Genomic DNA, 15,755 nt, shown 5'->3' on the forward strand with positions numbered 1-15,755 from the left:
GGTCGTTTTTAAAAAGTTAATCCAAACCGACGCTTTGACCGCCATCTGAATTCCGGAGTAACCAGTGCCCGCATCCACATTCTACGGATCGAAATCCGACGACACGCTCGACTTTTCCCTGCAAACCGGCGGCGTTTTGGTCTCGGGCAAGGCTGGCGCCGACACGATCACCGGATCGTCCTTCGACGACCGGCTGATGGGCGGTGACGGCGGCGATCTGATTGCGGGCGGCGCGGGCGATGACACCCTGACTGGCGGCACGGGCGATGACATCCTGACCGGCGGCGCGGGACAGGATGCCTTCACGATCGGTGGCAAGACCGAGTTTGTCGATGCATCCGCAAGCGGCGAGAGCGACCTGATCACGGATTTCGAATTGGGCGTCGATGTACTGACCCTGCGCCATGTCGCGGGCGTGCCGTTCCTGCGCCTCAGGACGCTTGACGACATGCTGGCGCTGGCCGCGCAGGACCCTGCTTTTACGATCACCGATCAAAGCGACAGCCAGCTGACCATCGGCTATGACGACGGTACCGCCAGCCGTCAGATCGTGGTGCGGTTCGCGACCGCGCCCCCCGCCGACGCGAATGTGCACGATTTCACCGACGCGGACGAAAAGATCTATCTGAACGCCAAGGGCGCCGCTGCCGATATCCGCGGCTCGCAGCATGACGATTACCTGATCGGTACCGATGGCGGCGACCTGATCAACGGGAACGACGGCAAAGACAAGATCGCAGGCGGTATCGGATCGGACACGATGACCGGCGGCGAGGGCGCGGATGGCTTTCTGTTCGGCGGCAGAAACACGTTTTTCGACGCCGCGCAGGATGGCGATATCGACCGGATCACCGATTTCGAATTCGGCACGGATTCGCTGTCCTTTCGCAATGTCGGCGGCAAGAGCCTTTACCGCGTCTCCAGCCTGGAGGATCTGTTCGAACTGGCCGAAGATGACAGCCGCTTCAGCGTGACCGAGGGCGACGGGCAGGTCACGATCGATTACAGCGACGGCACCGGCGCAACCGCGATCGTTCTGGAAACACCCGGCGCCCAGACCGCCGCGCCGGAATTCCTGCTGATGGTGTCGGCGGGGCAATCGCTGTCGGTCGGCGTGACCTATTGGCCAGACCGCGGCGTTGTCACCGATACGGCCGTCGACCCGACGCTGGCGCTGGCACTGGATTTCGGCAATGACCGGATTTCGGGCCGGGGCTGGTTGAAGAACGAGGTGGACAGCGCCGCCTTTCAGGGCTTTCAGCCGCTGCAGGAGCACGAGACCGAAACCCACGCCTCGGGCATGGTCCAGCAGGTTCTGGACGGCTATGCCGCCGACGGGTTGAGCGCCCCCACCATTGGGCATTTCCACGCCGGAACCGGCGGCGTTTCGATCCTGCAACTGATGACATCGCAATCCGATCTTTACGCCAGCACCGATGCCGCACTGGCCGCGACCGCAACCGGACAGGTGTTCGTCGTACAGAACGACAGCGGCGCCTATGACCACTTTGTCAACAACGCGGGCCAGGCCGATTTCTATGCCAGCTTCGACGCCGCGCCGATGCTTTTCGACAATTTCCGCATCCAGCTTGAACTGGCTGTGGAAGAGGCCCAGGCCCAGGGCTATGACCTTCTTCCGACGCTTGCGCTGACCTATATACAGGGCCAGGCCGATACCCATCTCGACCATGCGACATTCGGGTATCAATACCTGCTGGAAACCTATTTCCAGATGGTCGACGCGGTTGCCGATGCGAGCTATGGCACCGATGTCGACACGCTGATCAGCCTGTCCCAGATGCGCGGCTATGGCGAAAAAGAGGTTTCGATCAGCCAGATCGAAACCATCGTCGATAACGAAAACGTCCATTTCGGCACGTCCGAGTTCCAGTTCCAGGCAAGCAACCCGTCAAAAATCGGCAGCGATTACACGCATCTCAGCCCGGAAGGTTATCACCTGATGGGACAAAGCATCGGCGCCAAATGGTACGATGTCCTGAGCGGTAGCGAAGATGCACCCATTCTGATCGAAAGCGTTCGGAAAACCTCTGCCACCACGCTCGAGGTCACCTTCTCAGGGGTCGAGGGGCAATTGATCGCGGATTCGTCCGCGTTTTCCGCCGCGGCCGGTGTCTCCGCGCCGGATAACTTCGGGTTCGACTTGTACAATTCGGCGCATCGGGTCGGGAGCGGCGTGCCGGATATTGTCCATGCGGAAATCACTGGCGACAGCGAGGTCACGCTGGAATTCGACGCCGATCTGGACGGGGACTTTGTCCTTTATCTGGGACGGTACGAGCAGGACCTGTCCGACGGGTCGATCGACGGTCTGTCACTGAACCGGTTCGGCGGCACCACGCTGCGCGATTCCGAAGCCGATGCGTTCAGCAGCGATGCCGCCGCACGCGCCACCGAGGCCGACATTCACGAATACATCCCGACGCAATATTACGAGTTGATGTTCTGATCCGCGCGCCCTTCGGCGTGTTTGTCGGACCCGAACAGGCCCGACAGCGCGCGCTGCACCAGCTTGCGGACCGAGGGGCGCTTTTCGTGCAGGAAGGGCAGCGGGCGGCAGACCTCGATCGCGGCGACGCCGACGCGGGCGGTCAGGGCGCCGTTGACCATCCCCTCGCCAAAGCGGCGTGACAGCTTGCCCAGGATGCCGCCGCCGATCAGCGGCTCGAGCATGTCGTCGCCCACCGCGACCGCGCCCGTGGCCACCAGATGCGTCATCACCGTGCGGGTCAGCCGCCAGTTGCCCAAGAGCCCCGAGCGCCCGCCATAAATCTCGGCAATGCGGCGGATCATCCGCAGGTTGGCGGTCAGCGCGGTGATCAGATCGGCCAGCGCCAGCGGCACCAGCGCGGTTACGGTGGCGACCTGGCGCGCGGCGGCCTCGACCTCGGCCCGGGCGGCGGTATCGAGCGGCGCAAGCAGTTCGGCCTCGGCCAGGCCGATCAGGCCGTCGGCGTCGAACACCTCGGCCCGGCGTTCGGCCAGCCGGTCGCGGCCCCATTTCAGCTCGTCCCGGCCCGCGTAAAGCTGTTCCAGCTTGTCGACCACAGCGCGCGCGGCCTTCAGGTCGCCCTCGGCAATCGCGGCATTCGCGGCCTTGTGCACGCCATCCAGCCGCCGCAGCCGCGCAAAGCCCGACAGCTCGCGCAGCGCCACCAGCAGCAGCGCGCACAGCACCAGCCCCACCAGCGTCAGCGCGACCGTGCCCAGCACCGTGTTGCGGTCCAGAAGCGTGGTGACGAAATCCCATGCGGCCACCGACACCACGAAGCTGATCAGCGCGCCCACCGCCCACCAGAAGAACCGCGAGAGCGGCGAGGGGCGGCGCGCGCCCAGCACCGCCAGCGTCTGCATCGCGCGCCCCGTGGGCACATCCGTCGCCAGATCCGGCACCGGCGGCGCGGTGGCGGGGGTTTCCTTCGACGCATCCTCAAGGTCGATCAGCACGGGGCCATTGGTCATGTCAGGCGGTCTCCGATCAGGAATTCGGCGGCCTTGTCCAGCCGGATATGCGGTGGCCCCTCGCCCGGTTTCAGGGTCAGCCGGGCGGGCGCGAAACGCATGATGCTGTAATCGCCATCGAGCCACGTGTCGCGCCCCGCCCGCGCCGCGCTGAGCAGATGGGCGGGATCCTGAGGCAGTTCGCCGGGATACATGGCGGCCTGCTTGCCGCTGTCCAGAAGCGTGCCGCGCACGCAATCCAGATCGCGCCCGTCATGGGTCAGGGTTTCTTCGACCGTGGCGCGCAGGGCGGCGATGGACATGGCGGTGGTTTTCGCGCCGGCGAAATCGGCGCGGTCCTTCGCCTCGCGCATCAGGGCGGTCATGATCGCGGTCAGGCGCGGGTGCTGTGTGTGGTGCAGATGGTCGGCCTTGGTCGCGGCGAACAGGATCTTTTCCACCCGCTTGCCCAGCAAAAGCGTGCTGAGCCACGCGTTGCGCCCGGGCCGGAACGCGCCCAGGATATCGGCCATCGCGCGGCGCAGATCGTCCAGCGCCTGTGGCCCGGCATGGATCGCGCCCAACGCGTCGACCAGCACGACCTGGCGGTCGATCTTGGCGAAATGGTCGCGGAAGAAGGGTTTGACGACCTGGCGCTTATACGCCTCGAACCGGCGTTCGCATTCCCGCCAGAGCGACCCGCGCGGCGGTTTTTCCGTTGCGGGCAGCGGCGCGAAGGTCAGCACGGGCGATCCGGCCAGTTCCCCCGGCAGCAGGAACCGCCCCGGGGTACAGTCGGAAAACCCCGCTTCGCGCGCGGCGTTCAGGTAATCGGTGAAGCCCGCGGCCAACGCCTGTGCCGCCGGTTCGTCCAGATTGGCGGTGGGATCGGTCGCGGCCAGCTGCGCCAGGAAATCCCTGGCCATCGTGCGGGTCTGGAGCCGCTGTAGGGTTTCGGCCGACCAGTCGGCGAAGCTTTTGTCCAGCAGGCCCAGATCCAGCAGCCATTCGCCGGGGTAATCGACGATATCCAGATGCACGGTGCGCGGCCCGGAAAGCGCGCCCAGCAACCCGCTGGGCTGCACCTTGAGCGACAGGCGCAATTCCGACACCGCGCGGGTGCTGTCGGGCCAATGCGGTTCGGCGCCCGTCAGCGCGGCCAGGTGGGTTTCATAGTCGAAGCGCGGTATCGTGTCGTCGGGCTGCGGCTGCAGATAGGCGGTGCGGATCGCCCCCGTCGCGGCGGCCTGTAATTGCGGCATCCGGCCTCGGTCCATCAGGTTGGCGACCAGCGAGGTGATGAACACCGTCTTGCCCGCGCGGCTGAGGCCCGTCACCCCCAGCCGGATCACCGGGTCGGAAAACACGCCCGTCACGCTGTCGGTCACGTTCCCGACCCCGCGCACCAGTCCGTCTGCCAGTTCACCAATCACGCAACTGCCCCTTTGTATCTGGCCTCAAGATAGGCACGGGGGCGGGAAAGGAAAACCGCTCTTGTCGCGGCGCGGATGTTTTCGGGGGGAAGGGGCGCTGCCCCTCTGGGCCTTACGGCCCATTCACCCCGGAGTATTGGTGCCAAGAAGAAGGGGGGCGGGCGCCGATTGCGTTGGGCGGCAAAGCAGGCTAACCGGGGGGCCATGCCGCGATATGCCCTGAAAATCGAATATGATGGCGCGCCCTTTGCGGGGTGGCAGCGTCAGGCCGACCAGCCATCCGTGCAGGGCGCGGTCGAGGCCGCCTTGGCCAAGCTGGAGGCGAATGTGCCATCCATCGCCGCCGCCGGGCGCACCGATGCGGGGGTGCATGGGTTGGGCCAGGTGGCCCATTGCGAGATGGCGAAGGATTGGGACCCGTTCCGGCTATCCGAGGCGCTGAACCATCATCTGAAACCCGACCCGGTCGCGATCCTGCGGGCGGTGCGGGTGGCAGATGATTTCCACGCGCGGTTTTCAGCGGTCGAGCGGCAGTATCTGTTCCGGCTGGTCAGCCGCCGCGCGCCGGTCACGCATGAGCGCGGCAAGGTCTGGCAGGTGCAGTATCCGCTGGAGCTGGAGCCGATGCAGGAAGCCGCGCGGCATCTGCTGGGGCGGCATGATTTCACGACCTTCCGCGCCTCGATCTGTCAGGCGGCGAGCCCGATCAAGACGCTGGACGCGCTGGATATCGAGGCGGTGGATATCCCCGAGGGGCGCGAGTTCCGGTTCCATGTCCGCGCCCGCAGTTTCCTCCACAACCAGGTGCGCAGCTTTGTCGGCACGCTGGAACGTGTGGGCGCCGGATCCTGGGCGCCGGGCGATGTGAAGGACGCGTTGGAGGCGTGCGACCGCGCGGCCTGTGGCCCCGTCTGCCCGCCGCAGGGGTTGTACCTGGCGCGGGTGGGCTACCCCGAAGACCCGTTCAGTTGAGGTCTTCGAGCAGGCGCTTGTGGCGGCGCACCGCGGTCAGGATGTCGCCGAAGGTTTCGATCCCCTGCCCCTTGAGGATCGGCAGCATTTTCAGGAACGCGTCTGCCGTGGCCACCGTGTCGCCCATGGCCGTGTGGCGCAGATCGGGCGGGATGGCGATGCCCAGCCGTTCGGTCAGCGCATCCAGCGTGTGCTTTTCGGTCTGACCGTAAAGCACCGCCGACAGCAGCACCGTATCCAGCACCGGGTTGTCGAAACTGGCGCCGATGCCGCGCGCGTGGCGTTTCAGGAATGCCATATCGAAAGGCGCATTATGGGCGATCAGCACCGCGCCTTCGGCGAAGCGGTGGAACCGCCGCCCGACGGATTCGATCGGGTCGGCATGGGCCACCATCGCCTCGGTAATGCCATGCACCTTGGTCGAGGCGGGCGGGATCGAGCGGCCGGGATTGACCAGGCTGTCGAAGCTTTCGCCCGCCACGCGGCGGCCATTGACCAGGCGGACGCCGGCGATCTGCACGATCTCGTCCCCCTGTTCGGGCAGAAGCCCGGTGGTTTCGGTGTCGAAGACCACATAGGTCAGATCGCGCAGCGGGGTCGACAGCAGGTCGTCGCTGACATCGGCGGCCAGCAGGTCGAAATCATAGATCGCCGCGCGCGGGTCGACGGCCGGGCCATCGGTCTCGGGCTGGGCCTGGCGGATCGGCAGGCGCAGGACCGACCGGCCCACCTTGCCCGGTTCGGGCCACATGTCGGTGCCATGCGCCTGAAGCACCGCGCGACCGGTCATGTCGGCCACGCCCACATCCAGCGGCCGGTCCAGCCAGCGGTCCAGCGTGCCGAAGGGCAGCGGCCCGCCTTGCCAGCCGATGGTGATCTGCGCCTCGCCCGCGATGTCCGAGGGCGAGATCAGCAGCGACAGCACCGCCGCGCCCTGTTCCCGGACCAGGTATTCCGACATCGCCGCGACCAGCGCGACGATTTGATAGGCGTCGCAGACCAGCCGCAGCTTGTCGGCATCCGCCGTCACGGTGATATCGTCATGGGCCAGTTGCGCGGTGATCCCGTCGACGATATCGGCGGCGCGGTGTTCGCCCTTGGGCCACCAGCTGGCGCGGGACTGGTCATAGCGCGCGCCCAGCTCGGCCACCGACCGGGTCAGGCTGGAGACCTCGTCCGCCAGCGCGTCGCCCAGCGGGGCGCCCTCGGCGGTGGCGTCGATGACCGTCTGCAGGTTGGCGGCGGGGCGGCGGATGCGGTCGAAAATGTCGGCCAGCAGCGCCTCGCGCCCCATATGCACCGCCAGATCGCCGGTCACATCGCGCAGCGTCAGCACATAGCCGGGGCCGTTGATCTCGCAATCGTGCTGGCGCAGCAGGCGCATCCGGGCCGACAGGACGCGGCCCTCTTTCGCGGTGGCGCAGAGCAGGCTGGTCGAGGCGCCCTCTTCGCCCGCGCGCAGCCGCTGATAGGCGGCCTTGATCGGGCCGGGCCGCAGATAGCGGAACACCGATTTGTTCAGCGCCGGTTCGGCGTCGTCATCGGCCAGAAGCGCGACGGACGACCCGTTGTAAAACACAAGCTGATGCGCGCCGGATGACAACAGAACCCCTTCGGGCACATCGGCCAGCAGCGCCGCCAGCCGCGCCTTTTCCTGGGCCAGCTGTTCGGTTTCCCGTTCCACCGCCGCGGCCAGCTTCTGGCGGGTTTCGGACAGGTTTTCGGTCACCGCCTGCGCGGCGGGCGCCAGATCGCCCAGATAGCGCGCAGCGTCCTGGTCGATCCCGTCGATCACATCGGCATGGGCGCGGGTCAGCAACCCGCCCGCCAGCCGCTGGATCGCGCGGGCCACGTTTTCGTCGAACAGAAACCAGACCCAGGTCACCAGCCCCAGAACGCCGAACCCCGAGACCGCCCCGGCCAGCACGAAGCCCGACAGCGCCTGCGGCGTCTGCGCGCGCTGATAGCCCAAGGTGAGCCCACCGAAGATCACCGCGACACAGGCCAGCGCCAGAAAGGCAAAGAACAGAAAGACCCGCAGCCGCAGGTTCAGCTTCTCAAGCTTCATCCGCCGTCCCCCCATCGGTCAGCAGCCGGGCCACCTCTTGCCGCAGCTGGGTCAGCTCGAACGGTTTGGTGATGAATCCGTCCGCGCCCATGGCCAGCCCCTTGCGGCGCTCGATCTCGGTGCCGCGCGCGGTCATGATCAGGATCCGCAGATCGGCCAGATCCGCATCGGCGCGCAGGGCCTGGCAGATCTCGTAGCCCGACACGTTCGGCAGCATCACATCCAGAAGCACAAGATCGGGGCGCTGATCGCGCACCGCGTCCAGCGCCAGCGCACCATCGGCCACCCGCGACAGGCGATAGCCCTCGCGGCCCAGCAGATGGTGCAGCGCCAGGGCGATATTGTCCTCGTCCTCGACAATCAGGATGGATTTGCCCGTCATCAGCCGTCCCCGTCGCAGACCGCGCGCAGGGCGGGATCGTCGGGCGCCACGTCCTGCCAGTTGGTGGCGGTGACGGTGCCGTCCGCGCCCAGATCAAACGGAACATCCCCGCCCGCGCGGCGATTTGCGGCGCAGTCATAGACCACGGGCAATTGCACCGGCTGCGACCAGCGGCTCATCAGCACCGTGCTGGTCACGCGCATGTCGGGCGCGGCCGGGTGCCGGCGCACCGCCGCCGCATCGACCGCCGCAAAGCGCTGCACGAAGGGCACGGCATAGGTCCAGGGCCGATAGAAGGACCGGCTTTCGACGGTCGAGGTCACCTCGACCCCCTCGGGCAGGGTCGCCACCGTGCGGTCGAACCAGGTGTATTCGTTCCAGATCGCCATGGCGATCATCGCCAGCCCCGCCCCCACCGGCATCGCCCAGCGCGGCAGGCGACCGCCGGTGGTCCGGTTCAACAACATCACGACGCCCGCGGCCCCGACACCGGCAACCAATGTCGCCACCAACTCGAAAAACATGTTCACTCCTCCCAAGCCGGCCGATCAGGCCGGCGCCGCTCTTCCATGCCCGATGGCGGATTGCATGGTCCGCACCACCACAAAGGCGTCGCGCAAATGGCTGCGTTCGAAATCCGACAGCGCCGATGGCGACAGATAGTTATCGGGCGCCTTGCCCGCCTTGACCAGACCCGCCTGATGTTCCAGCCGCATCTGCGCGATCAGATCATAGGCATCCAACAGGTCGCGCGCGCCGCTGGCGCTGACCACCCCGGCCTTTTCGGCGGCTTCCAGACGCGCGCGGGTGTTGGCCGCCGTGATCTGTCCCTGCAACGCATAGATCCGCCCCAGATCCACCACCGGCACCACGCCGTTATGCTTCATGTCCAGCTGGTTCTTGTGCTCGCCCGAGCGGATCGTCGCGATCCCGCGCAGCAGGCCCAGGGGCGGCGTGTGCTTCAGCGCGTTCGACGCCATATGCGCCACGAAGATCGAGTTCTTCGACGCCATTTCCAGCGTTTCCGCCTGCAGCCCCGAGAACAGGCTTTCATCCCCGCCGATGGGGCGCAGGTCGAACATCACGCTGGCCAGCATCTGCGCCATCGGGTCGGGCTTGTCGACCCAGGTCTTGAAATAGTCGCGCCAGACCCGCACCGGCTGGCGCCAGCGGTCGGCGGTGGCCATCATGTCGCCGGGGCAATAGAAATACCCGCACACATCCAGCCCGTCGGACACGAATTTGGCCAGCGCGGCGAAATAGGCATCGTGTTCGGGCCGCATGTCGTCCGACAGGAACAGGCAATTGTCCTGATCGCTGACCCCGGTCTGTTCCTGCCGCCCCTGGCTGCCACAGGCGAGCCACAGATAGGGCACGGGCGGCGGACCCAGCTTCGCCTCGGCCAGCGCCAGAAGCCGCCGGGTGCAGGCGTCGCCGATATCGGTGATCAGCCGCGTCACGACCTCGTGCCGGTTGCCCGACGCCACAAGGTTCACCAGCAATTGCGGGATACGGGCGGTGATGTCGGCCAGTTCGCGCGCGTCCAGCGCGGTGGCGATGTCCTGAACCAGCGTGGCCGAGCTGAGCGCCTGGAAATGGGTCAGATCCGTCTGGGTGACCACGCCAATCATGCGGCCATCCTCGACCACCGGCAGATGCCCGATCCGGCGCTCGATCATCACATGCAGGATGTCGGTGCCCAGGGCGCCGGGCGCCAGCGTGATGGGATCGGGCGTCATGACCTGGCGCACGGGAACATCCCCCGAAAGCCCGGCCGCCAGCACCCGGTTGACCATGTCGCTTGTGGTGATGATGCCGACCAGCCGGTCCTGTTCGGTCACGCCCAGGCAGGACACGTTGTGCGACTTCATCAACTGCGCCGCGTCCAGCACCCGCGCCCCCGGCGGGCAGGTGATCGGATCGCGCGCCATCAGCGCCGACACGCGCGAGGTGGCCAGGTCGGAACGCTTGGTCTCGGCCGGGCGCGAGCGGTCAAAGAAACGCCGGAACGACGGATGCTCGTCCAGCATGAACCGGAACTCGTCCGGCGGCAGGACCAGCACCGCGCCGTCCTGCTTGGCATCGGCGGTCGTCGCGGCATAGCCGTCGCGCGACAGGCCGCGTTCGCCGAAACTGTTGCGTGGCCCCAGTAACGACACGACATTACCGCTTTGGTCCGACACCTCGACCGCGCCTTCCTGCACCACGTAAAGCCCGTCCAGCGGCTCGCCGAAGCTGTAGATCCGGTCGCCCGCGCGCATCGGCTTGCGGATGAACGCCGTCGCGACCCGGGTCAGTTCCGCGGGCGGCAGGCTGTCATAGGGGTGCACATGCGACAGGAAATCGGCGATGGGGGCGGGGTCGCTCAAGGCGGGTGTCCTTGTCAAAATAAAACGCCCCCCGACCGTATCGGGGGGCATTCCGGTTTTCAAATGACGTGGGTCAAATCACAAGGATTTAGTGATCGACAGCAGCGCCTGCCCCACGCGGGATACGCACGCTTTCGACCAGATCCTGGATCTCCTGCGGCGGCGCCTTCGTGGCATTCGACACGATGAAGGCAGTTGCGAAGTTCAGCAGCGCCCCGACCGCGCCGAACGAGGTCGACTTGATCGTACCCAGCAGCGGATCTGCATCCGTGAAGCTGTTGGTGTCGGGGATGAAGAACCAGCCCTTGTGCAGGAAGATGTAGATCAGCGTCGTCAGCAGGCCGACCAGCATCCCGGCAACCGCGCCGGTGTTGTTGATCCGCTTCGAGAAGATGCCCATCATCAGCGCCGGGAAGATCGACGCCGCCGCCAGACCGAAGGCCAGCGCAACGGTCTGCGCCGCAAAGCCCGGCGGGTTCAGACCCAGATAGGTTGCCACGACGATGGCCACCGCCATTGCGATCCGCGCCGACAGAAGCTCGCCCTTTTCCGAGATGTTCGGATTGATGGCGCCCTTGATCAGGTCATGCGACACAGCGGACGAGATCGCCAGCAGCAGACCTGCCGCCGTCGACAGCGCCGCCGCCAGACCACCGGCCGCGACCAGTGCGATGACCCAACCCGGAAGCTGTGCGATCTCGGGGTTGGCCAGAACCAGGATATCGCGATTCACGGTCAGCTCCGATCCGGCCCAGCCACGCTCGGTCGCGGTCGCAGCGAAGGCGTCAGAGCCATCGTTGTACCACTGGATCTTGCCGTCGCCATTCTTGTCCTCGAAGCTCAGCAGGCCGGTCTTCTCCCACGTGGCCATCCAGTCGGGACGGGCCTCGTAGTCGATCGGGGCCGATGCGGTGCCTTCGGGGAAGACGGTGGTGATCAGGTTCAGGCGTGCCATCGCACCCACGGCCGGGGCCGTCAGATACAGCAGCGCGATGAAGACCAGCGCCCAGCCGGCGGACCAGCGTGCATCGGCCACTTTCGGCACGGTGAAGAAGCGCATGATCACGTGCGGCAGACCCGCGGTACCGATCATCAGCGACAGGGTGAACAGCACCATGTTGAAGGTGTCGCCATGGTGGCCGGTATAGTTCGCGAAGCCCAGCTCCTCGACCAGCGAATCCAGCTTGGCCAGCAGCGGTTCACCCGAAGCGGTGTGCTCGCCGAACAGGCCCAGGGCCGGGATCGGGTTGCCGGTCAGCTGCAGCGAGATGAAGATCGCGGGAATGGTGTATGCCACGATCAGCACGCAGTACTGTGCCACCTGGGTATAGGTCACGCCCTTCATGCCGCCGAACACCGCATAGGCGAACACGACCGCCGCACCGATCAGAAGGCCGGTGGTGTTCGACACCTCGAGGAAGCGGCCAAAGGCCACGCCCACACCGGTCATCTGGCCGATCACATAGGTGACCGAGGCCACGATCAGGCAGATCACCGCAACCAGACGCGCGGTCGGGCTGTAGAAGCGGTCACCGATGAATTCCGAAACGGTGAACTTGCCGAACTTGCGCAGGTAGGGCGCCAGCAGCAGCGCCAGCAGCACATAGCCGCCGGTCCAGCCCATCAGGAACGAGCTGTTGTCATAGCCGGTAAACGCGATCAGGCCCGCCATCGAGATGAACGAGGCCGCCGACATCCAGTCTGCCGCGGTTGCCATACCGTTGGTGACGGGGTGGATGCCCCGGCCCGCGGCATAGAATTCCGACGTCGATCCGGCACGCGCCCAGATTGCGATGCCGATATAGAGCAGGAAGCTTGCCCCAATGAAAATCCAGTTGAGTGTAAACTGATCCATCTGTCCCAGAGCTCCTTATTCTTCGACGCCGTGTTCGCGGTCGAGCTTGTTCATCCGCCAGGCGTAGAAGAAGATCAGCGCCAGGAAGACCAGGATCGAACCCTGCTGGGCAAACCAGAAGCCCAGGTCGGTTCCGCCGACGCTGATGCCCGCAAGCATCGGGCGCAGCAGGATGCCGAAGCCGAAGGAAACCACAGCCCAAATCACGAGGCTGACCAAGATAATCCGGACGTTCGCGGCCCAGTACGCGTTACTTGATGAGTTGTCTGCCATGAGACGACCCTCCCTTAGATTGAGAACCCCCGCGCGGCGGCACCATGCCGCCCCGCGCTCCCCTGCTCAGCCGGCGGTCTTGGCGACGATGTCGCCCAGTGCACCGGCAATCTCGTCGATCGCCCCCATCGCGGGCACCCGTTCCAGGCAGCCGCGGCCGTCGTAATAGGCAATCAGCGGCGCGGTCTGATCGTGATAGGCCTGAAGCCGCGCGCGCACCGTTTCGGCATTGTCGTCGGCACGGCGCTTGAACTCCGTCCCGCCGCATTTGTCACAGACACCTTCGGCCTTGGGCTGCTTGAAGCTGTCGTGATACCCCTCGCCGCATTTGGCGCAGGTATAGCGGCCCGCCACACGGTCGACCATCGCGTCATCCTCGACCTCAAGGCTGACCGCGGCGTTCACCTGTTGGCCGGTGGCCGCCAGCATGCCATCCAGCGCCTCGGCCTGGGCCGTGGTGCGCGGGAACCCGTCCAGGATCACGCCCTTGGCCACATCAGGTTCGGCCAGGCGGTCCTTCAGGATCGCCAGCACGATCTCGTCGCTGACCAGATCGCCGGCTTCCATCACCGCCTTGGCGGCCTTGCCCGCATCGGTGCCCGCGGCCACCGCTGCACGCAGCAGATCGCCGGTCGACAGTTGCACAAGTCCGAATTTTTCCTCCAGCATCCGGGCTTGCGTGCCCTTGCCGGCCCCCGGAGGGCCCAGCAGGATCAGAACGGCGGGGACGACTTCGACGGCTGTATCGCTCATCCCGCTCACCCCTTGTTCATCCGGTTTTCGATCAGCTCATCGACCACCGACGGATCGGCCAGGGTCGAGGTATCGCCCAGGCTGCCATAGTCGTTCTCGGCGATCTTGCGCAGGATACGGCGCATGATCTTGCCCGAACGGGTCTTGGGCAGGCCGGGTGCCCACTGGATCAGGTCGGGGCTGGCGATGGGGCCGATCTCGGTCCGGACCCAGGTGCGCAGCTCTTTGTAAAGCTCGTCGCTGGGCTCGACCCCGTTCATCAGGGTGACATAGCAATAGATGCCCTGGCCCTTGATCTCGTGCGGGTAGCCCACCACGGCGGCCTCGGCGACCTTGGCGTGCGCGACCAGCGCGCTTTCGACCTCGGCCGTGCCCATGCGGTGGCCCGACACGTTGATCACGTCATCGACGCGGCCGGTGATCCAGAAATCGCCATCCTCGTCGCGTTTGCAGCCATCACCGGCAAAGTAATAGCCTTTGTAATCGCTGAAATAGGTCTTCTCGAACCGCTCGTGATCGCCCCAGACCGTGCGCATCTGGCTGGGCCAGCTGTCCTTGATGCACAGCACGCCCTCGGTCGGATAGGTGTCGATTTCCTCGCCCGAATGGGGGTCCAGAACCACCGGCTGCACGCCAAAGAACGGCTTCATCGCCGAACCGGGCTTCAGCGCATGCGCGCCGGGCAGCGGGGTCATCATGTGGCCGCCGGTTTCGGTCTGCCACCAGGTGTCGACGATGGGGCATTTGCCCTTGCCGACCACGTCGTTGTACCAGTTCCAGGCCTCGGGGTTGATGGGCTCGCCCACCGTCCCCAGCAGCTTCAGCGACGACAGATCGCATTTCTCGACGAATTCGTTGCCCTGCCCCATCAGCGCGCGCAGCGCGGTCGGCGCGGTATAGAACTGGTTCACCTTGTGCTTTTCGCACACCTGCCAGAAGCGGCTGGCATCGGGATAGGTCGGCACGCCTTCGAACATCAGCGTGGTCGCGCCATTGGCCAGCGGGCCATAGACGATATAGCTGTGGCCGGTGACCCAGCCCACGTCAGCGGTACACCAGTAGATGTCGCCGTCATGGTAATCGAAGGAATATTCGTGGGTCATCGCGGCATAGACCAGATAACCGCCGGTGCAATGCACCACGCCCTTGGGCTGGCCGGTCGACCCCGATGTATAGAGGATGAACAGCGGATCTTCGGCGTTCATCTCGGCGGGCTTGGAATATTCGTCCGCTTCCAGCGCCATCTCGTTATAGTCGAAATCGCGGTCGGCGATCCATGTGGTCTGGCCACCGGTCCGCTTGACCACCAGGCATTTCACCGTGTCCTTGCAGTGCAGCAGCGCCGCATCGGCATTGGATTTCAGCGGGGTCTTGCGGCCGCCGCGCGGCGCCTCGTCGGCGGTGATGACCACCTTGGCGTCCGAGCCGTTGATACGGGCCGCCAGCGCGTCGGGCGAAAAGCCCGCGAAGACGATGGAATGGATCGCGCCGATGCGCGCACAGGCCAGCATGGCATAGGCCGCTTCGGGGATCATCGGCAGATAGATCACGACCCGGTCGCCCTTCCGCACGCCCAGATCCTCCAGGATGTTGGCCATCCGGCAGACCCGCTTGTGCAGCTGGTTATAGGTGATGTGCTGGGCGTCTTCGTTCGGATCGTCCGGCTCGAAGATGATCGCGGTCTGTTCGCCGCGGGTTTCCAGGTGGCGGTCGATGCAGTTGGCGCTGACGTTCAGCGTGCCGTCCTCGAACCACTTGATATCGATATTGCCGGGCGCGAAGCTGGTGTTCTTGACCTTGGTATAGGGCTTGATCCAGTCCAGCCGCTTGCCGTGCTCGCCCCAGAACGCCTCGGGCTCGTTCACGGACGCCGCGTACATCTTGTCATAGCTTTCGGCATTGATATGCGCGTTGGCCGCGAAAGACGCACTGGGCGGATAGGTTTGATCGGTCATGACGGTCTCCTCCTTTTTTGGCTGCGCAAACGCCTGGGTTGTTTGCGGCCAATCCCCCTGCTGATCCCGGACGGGCTCAGAATCCTCGGGCGTAACATAACCTATCTGTCAAAGAAGTTGTAAGTTATTTTTATAAATGGCTTTTCCTGTAAATACTTTCACAGGGCGCCGGTTTATTTGTAAATTTTCAAGGGGAAGTTTCGGAAAATCGAAACGATAACAATGTGTTAAATGTG

Annotated in this window: 12 protein-coding genes; 2 read left to right on the forward strand and 10 right to left on the reverse strand. The window is 65.3% G+C overall.

Translation table 11 applies throughout. The annotated features are described in order from the left end of the window. Window positions 1-64: 64 nt before the first annotated feature. Complete coding sequence (locus CLM60_RS07375; RefSeq protein ID WP_176473821.1) at window positions 65-2,467, forward strand: calcium-binding protein; 2,403 nt, start codon at window positions 65-67, stop codon at window positions 2,465-2,467. On the opposite strand, the gene CLM60_RS07380 is transcribed toward CLM60_RS07375, so the two are convergent. Further along, window positions 2,449-3,480: a YcjF family protein gene (locus CLM60_RS07380; protein ID WP_095588519.1), complete on the reverse strand. Its 1,032-nt coding sequence runs from the start codon at window positions 3,478-3,480 to the stop codon at window positions 2,449-2,451. The two genes, CLM60_RS07375 and CLM60_RS07380, sit on opposite strands and share 19 nt — an antisense overlap. Next, complete coding sequence (locus tag CLM60_RS07385; protein ID WP_095588520.1) at window positions 3,477-4,892, reverse strand: YcjX family GTP-binding protein; 1,416 nt, start codon at window positions 4,890-4,892, stop codon at window positions 3,477-3,479. Before CLM60_RS07385 ends, CLM60_RS07380 begins: the two co-directional genes overlap by 4 nt. 204 nt (window positions 4,893-5,096) lie before the next feature. Here CLM60_RS07385 and truA point away from each other — a divergent pair, with 204 nt between their 5' ends. Further along, the gene (gene truA, locus CLM60_RS07390) at window positions 5,097-5,864 is read left to right on the forward strand and encodes a tRNA pseudouridine(38-40) synthase TruA (RefSeq protein ID WP_095588521.1); all 768 of its coding nucleotides are present in this window, start codon (window positions 5,097-5,099) and stop codon (window positions 5,862-5,864) included. On the opposite strand, the gene CLM60_RS07395 is transcribed toward truA, so the two are convergent. The 8 genes from CLM60_RS07395 to acs form a co-directional block, all read right to left on the reverse strand. Further along, window positions 5,857-7,932, reverse strand: a complete 2,076-nt coding sequence (locus CLM60_RS07395; RefSeq protein WP_095588683.1) for a 3'-5' exonuclease — start codon at window positions 7,930-7,932, stop codon at window positions 5,857-5,859. The genes truA and CLM60_RS07395 overlap by 8 nt on opposite strands. Continuing rightward, window positions 7,922-8,314, reverse strand: a complete 393-nt coding sequence (locus tag CLM60_RS07400; protein ID WP_095588522.1) for a response regulator transcription factor — start codon at window positions 8,312-8,314, stop codon at window positions 7,922-7,924. The genes CLM60_RS07395 and CLM60_RS07400 overlap by 11 nt, the downstream gene beginning before the upstream one ends. Further along, window positions 8,314-8,838 (reverse strand): hypothetical protein, encoded by a 525-nt coding sequence (locus CLM60_RS07405; protein WP_095588523.1) that lies wholly within the window; start codon window positions 8,836-8,838, stop codon window positions 8,314-8,316. The genes CLM60_RS07400 and CLM60_RS07405 overlap by 1 nt, the downstream gene beginning before the upstream one ends. A 24-nt stretch (window positions 8,839-8,862) precedes the next feature. Then, window positions 8,863-10,683, reverse strand: a complete 1,821-nt coding sequence (locus CLM60_RS07410) for a putative nucleotidyltransferase substrate binding domain-containing protein (RefSeq protein ID WP_425427215.1) — start codon at window positions 10,681-10,683, stop codon at window positions 8,863-8,865. A gap of 88 nt (window positions 10,684-10,771) precedes the next feature. Further along, window positions 10,772-12,538 carry a sodium:solute symporter family protein gene (locus tag CLM60_RS07415; RefSeq protein ID WP_095588525.1) on the reverse strand — a complete coding sequence of 589 codons (1,767 nt, stop codon included), beginning with the start codon at window positions 12,536-12,538 and terminating at the stop codon, window positions 10,772-10,774. Between the two features lie 15 nt (window positions 12,539-12,553). Further along, window positions 12,554-12,811, reverse strand: a complete 258-nt coding sequence (locus tag CLM60_RS07420) for a DUF4212 domain-containing protein (protein ID WP_095588526.1) — start codon at window positions 12,809-12,811, stop codon at window positions 12,554-12,556. 66 nt (window positions 12,812-12,877) lie between these two features. Further along, window positions 12,878-13,564, reverse strand: a complete 687-nt coding sequence (locus tag CLM60_RS07425; RefSeq protein WP_095588527.1) for an adenylate kinase — start codon at window positions 13,562-13,564, stop codon at window positions 12,878-12,880. A 5-nt stretch (window positions 13,565-13,569) separates the two neighbouring features. Beyond that, window positions 13,570-15,519 (reverse strand): acetate--CoA ligase, encoded by a 1,950-nt coding sequence (acs, locus tag CLM60_RS07430; RefSeq protein ID WP_095588528.1) that lies wholly within the window; start codon window positions 15,517-15,519, stop codon window positions 13,570-13,572. Window positions 15,520-15,755 lie beyond the last annotated feature (236 nt).

Source organism: Actibacterium ureilyticum (assembly GCF_002285435.1).
GTDB classification, from domain to species: Bacteria; Pseudomonadota; Alphaproteobacteria; order Rhodobacterales; family Rhodobacteraceae; genus Actibacterium_C; species Actibacterium_C ureilyticum.

Excerpts from the sequence above, each read along its gene's own strand:
- CLM60_RS07395 (WP_095588683.1), bottom strand. The coding sequence starts at position 7,932 with ATGAAGCTTGAGAAGCTGAACCTGCGGCTGCGGGTCTTTCTGTTCTTT.
- CLM60_RS07400 (WP_095588522.1), bottom strand. The coding sequence starts at position 8,314 with ATGACGGGCAAATCCATCCTGATTGTCGAGGACGAGGACAATATCGCC.
- CLM60_RS07415 (WP_095588525.1), bottom strand. The coding sequence starts at position 12,538 with ATGGATCAGTTTACACTCAACTGGATTTTCATTGGGGCAAGCTTCCTG.
- CLM60_RS07405 (WP_095588523.1), bottom strand. The coding sequence starts at position 8,838 with ATGTTTTTCGAGTTGGTGGCGACATTGGTTGCCGGTGTCGGGGCCGCG.
- CLM60_RS07420 (WP_095588526.1), bottom strand. The coding sequence starts at position 12,811 with ATGGCAGACAACTCATCAAGTAACGCGTACTGGGCCGCGAACGTCCGG.
- truA (WP_095588521.1), top strand. The coding sequence starts at position 5,097 with ATGCCGCGATATGCCCTGAAAATCGAATATGATGGCGCGCCCTTTGCG.
- acs (WP_095588528.1), bottom strand. The coding sequence starts at position 15,519 with ATGACCGATCAAACCTATCCGCCCAGTGCGTCTTTCGCGGCCAACGCG.
- CLM60_RS07425 (WP_095588527.1), bottom strand. The coding sequence starts at position 13,564 with ATGAGCGATACAGCCGTCGAAGTCGTCCCCGCCGTTCTGATCCTGCTG.
- CLM60_RS07380 (WP_095588519.1), bottom strand. The coding sequence starts at position 3,480 with ATGACCAATGGCCCCGTGCTGATCGACCTTGAGGATGCGTCGAAGGAA.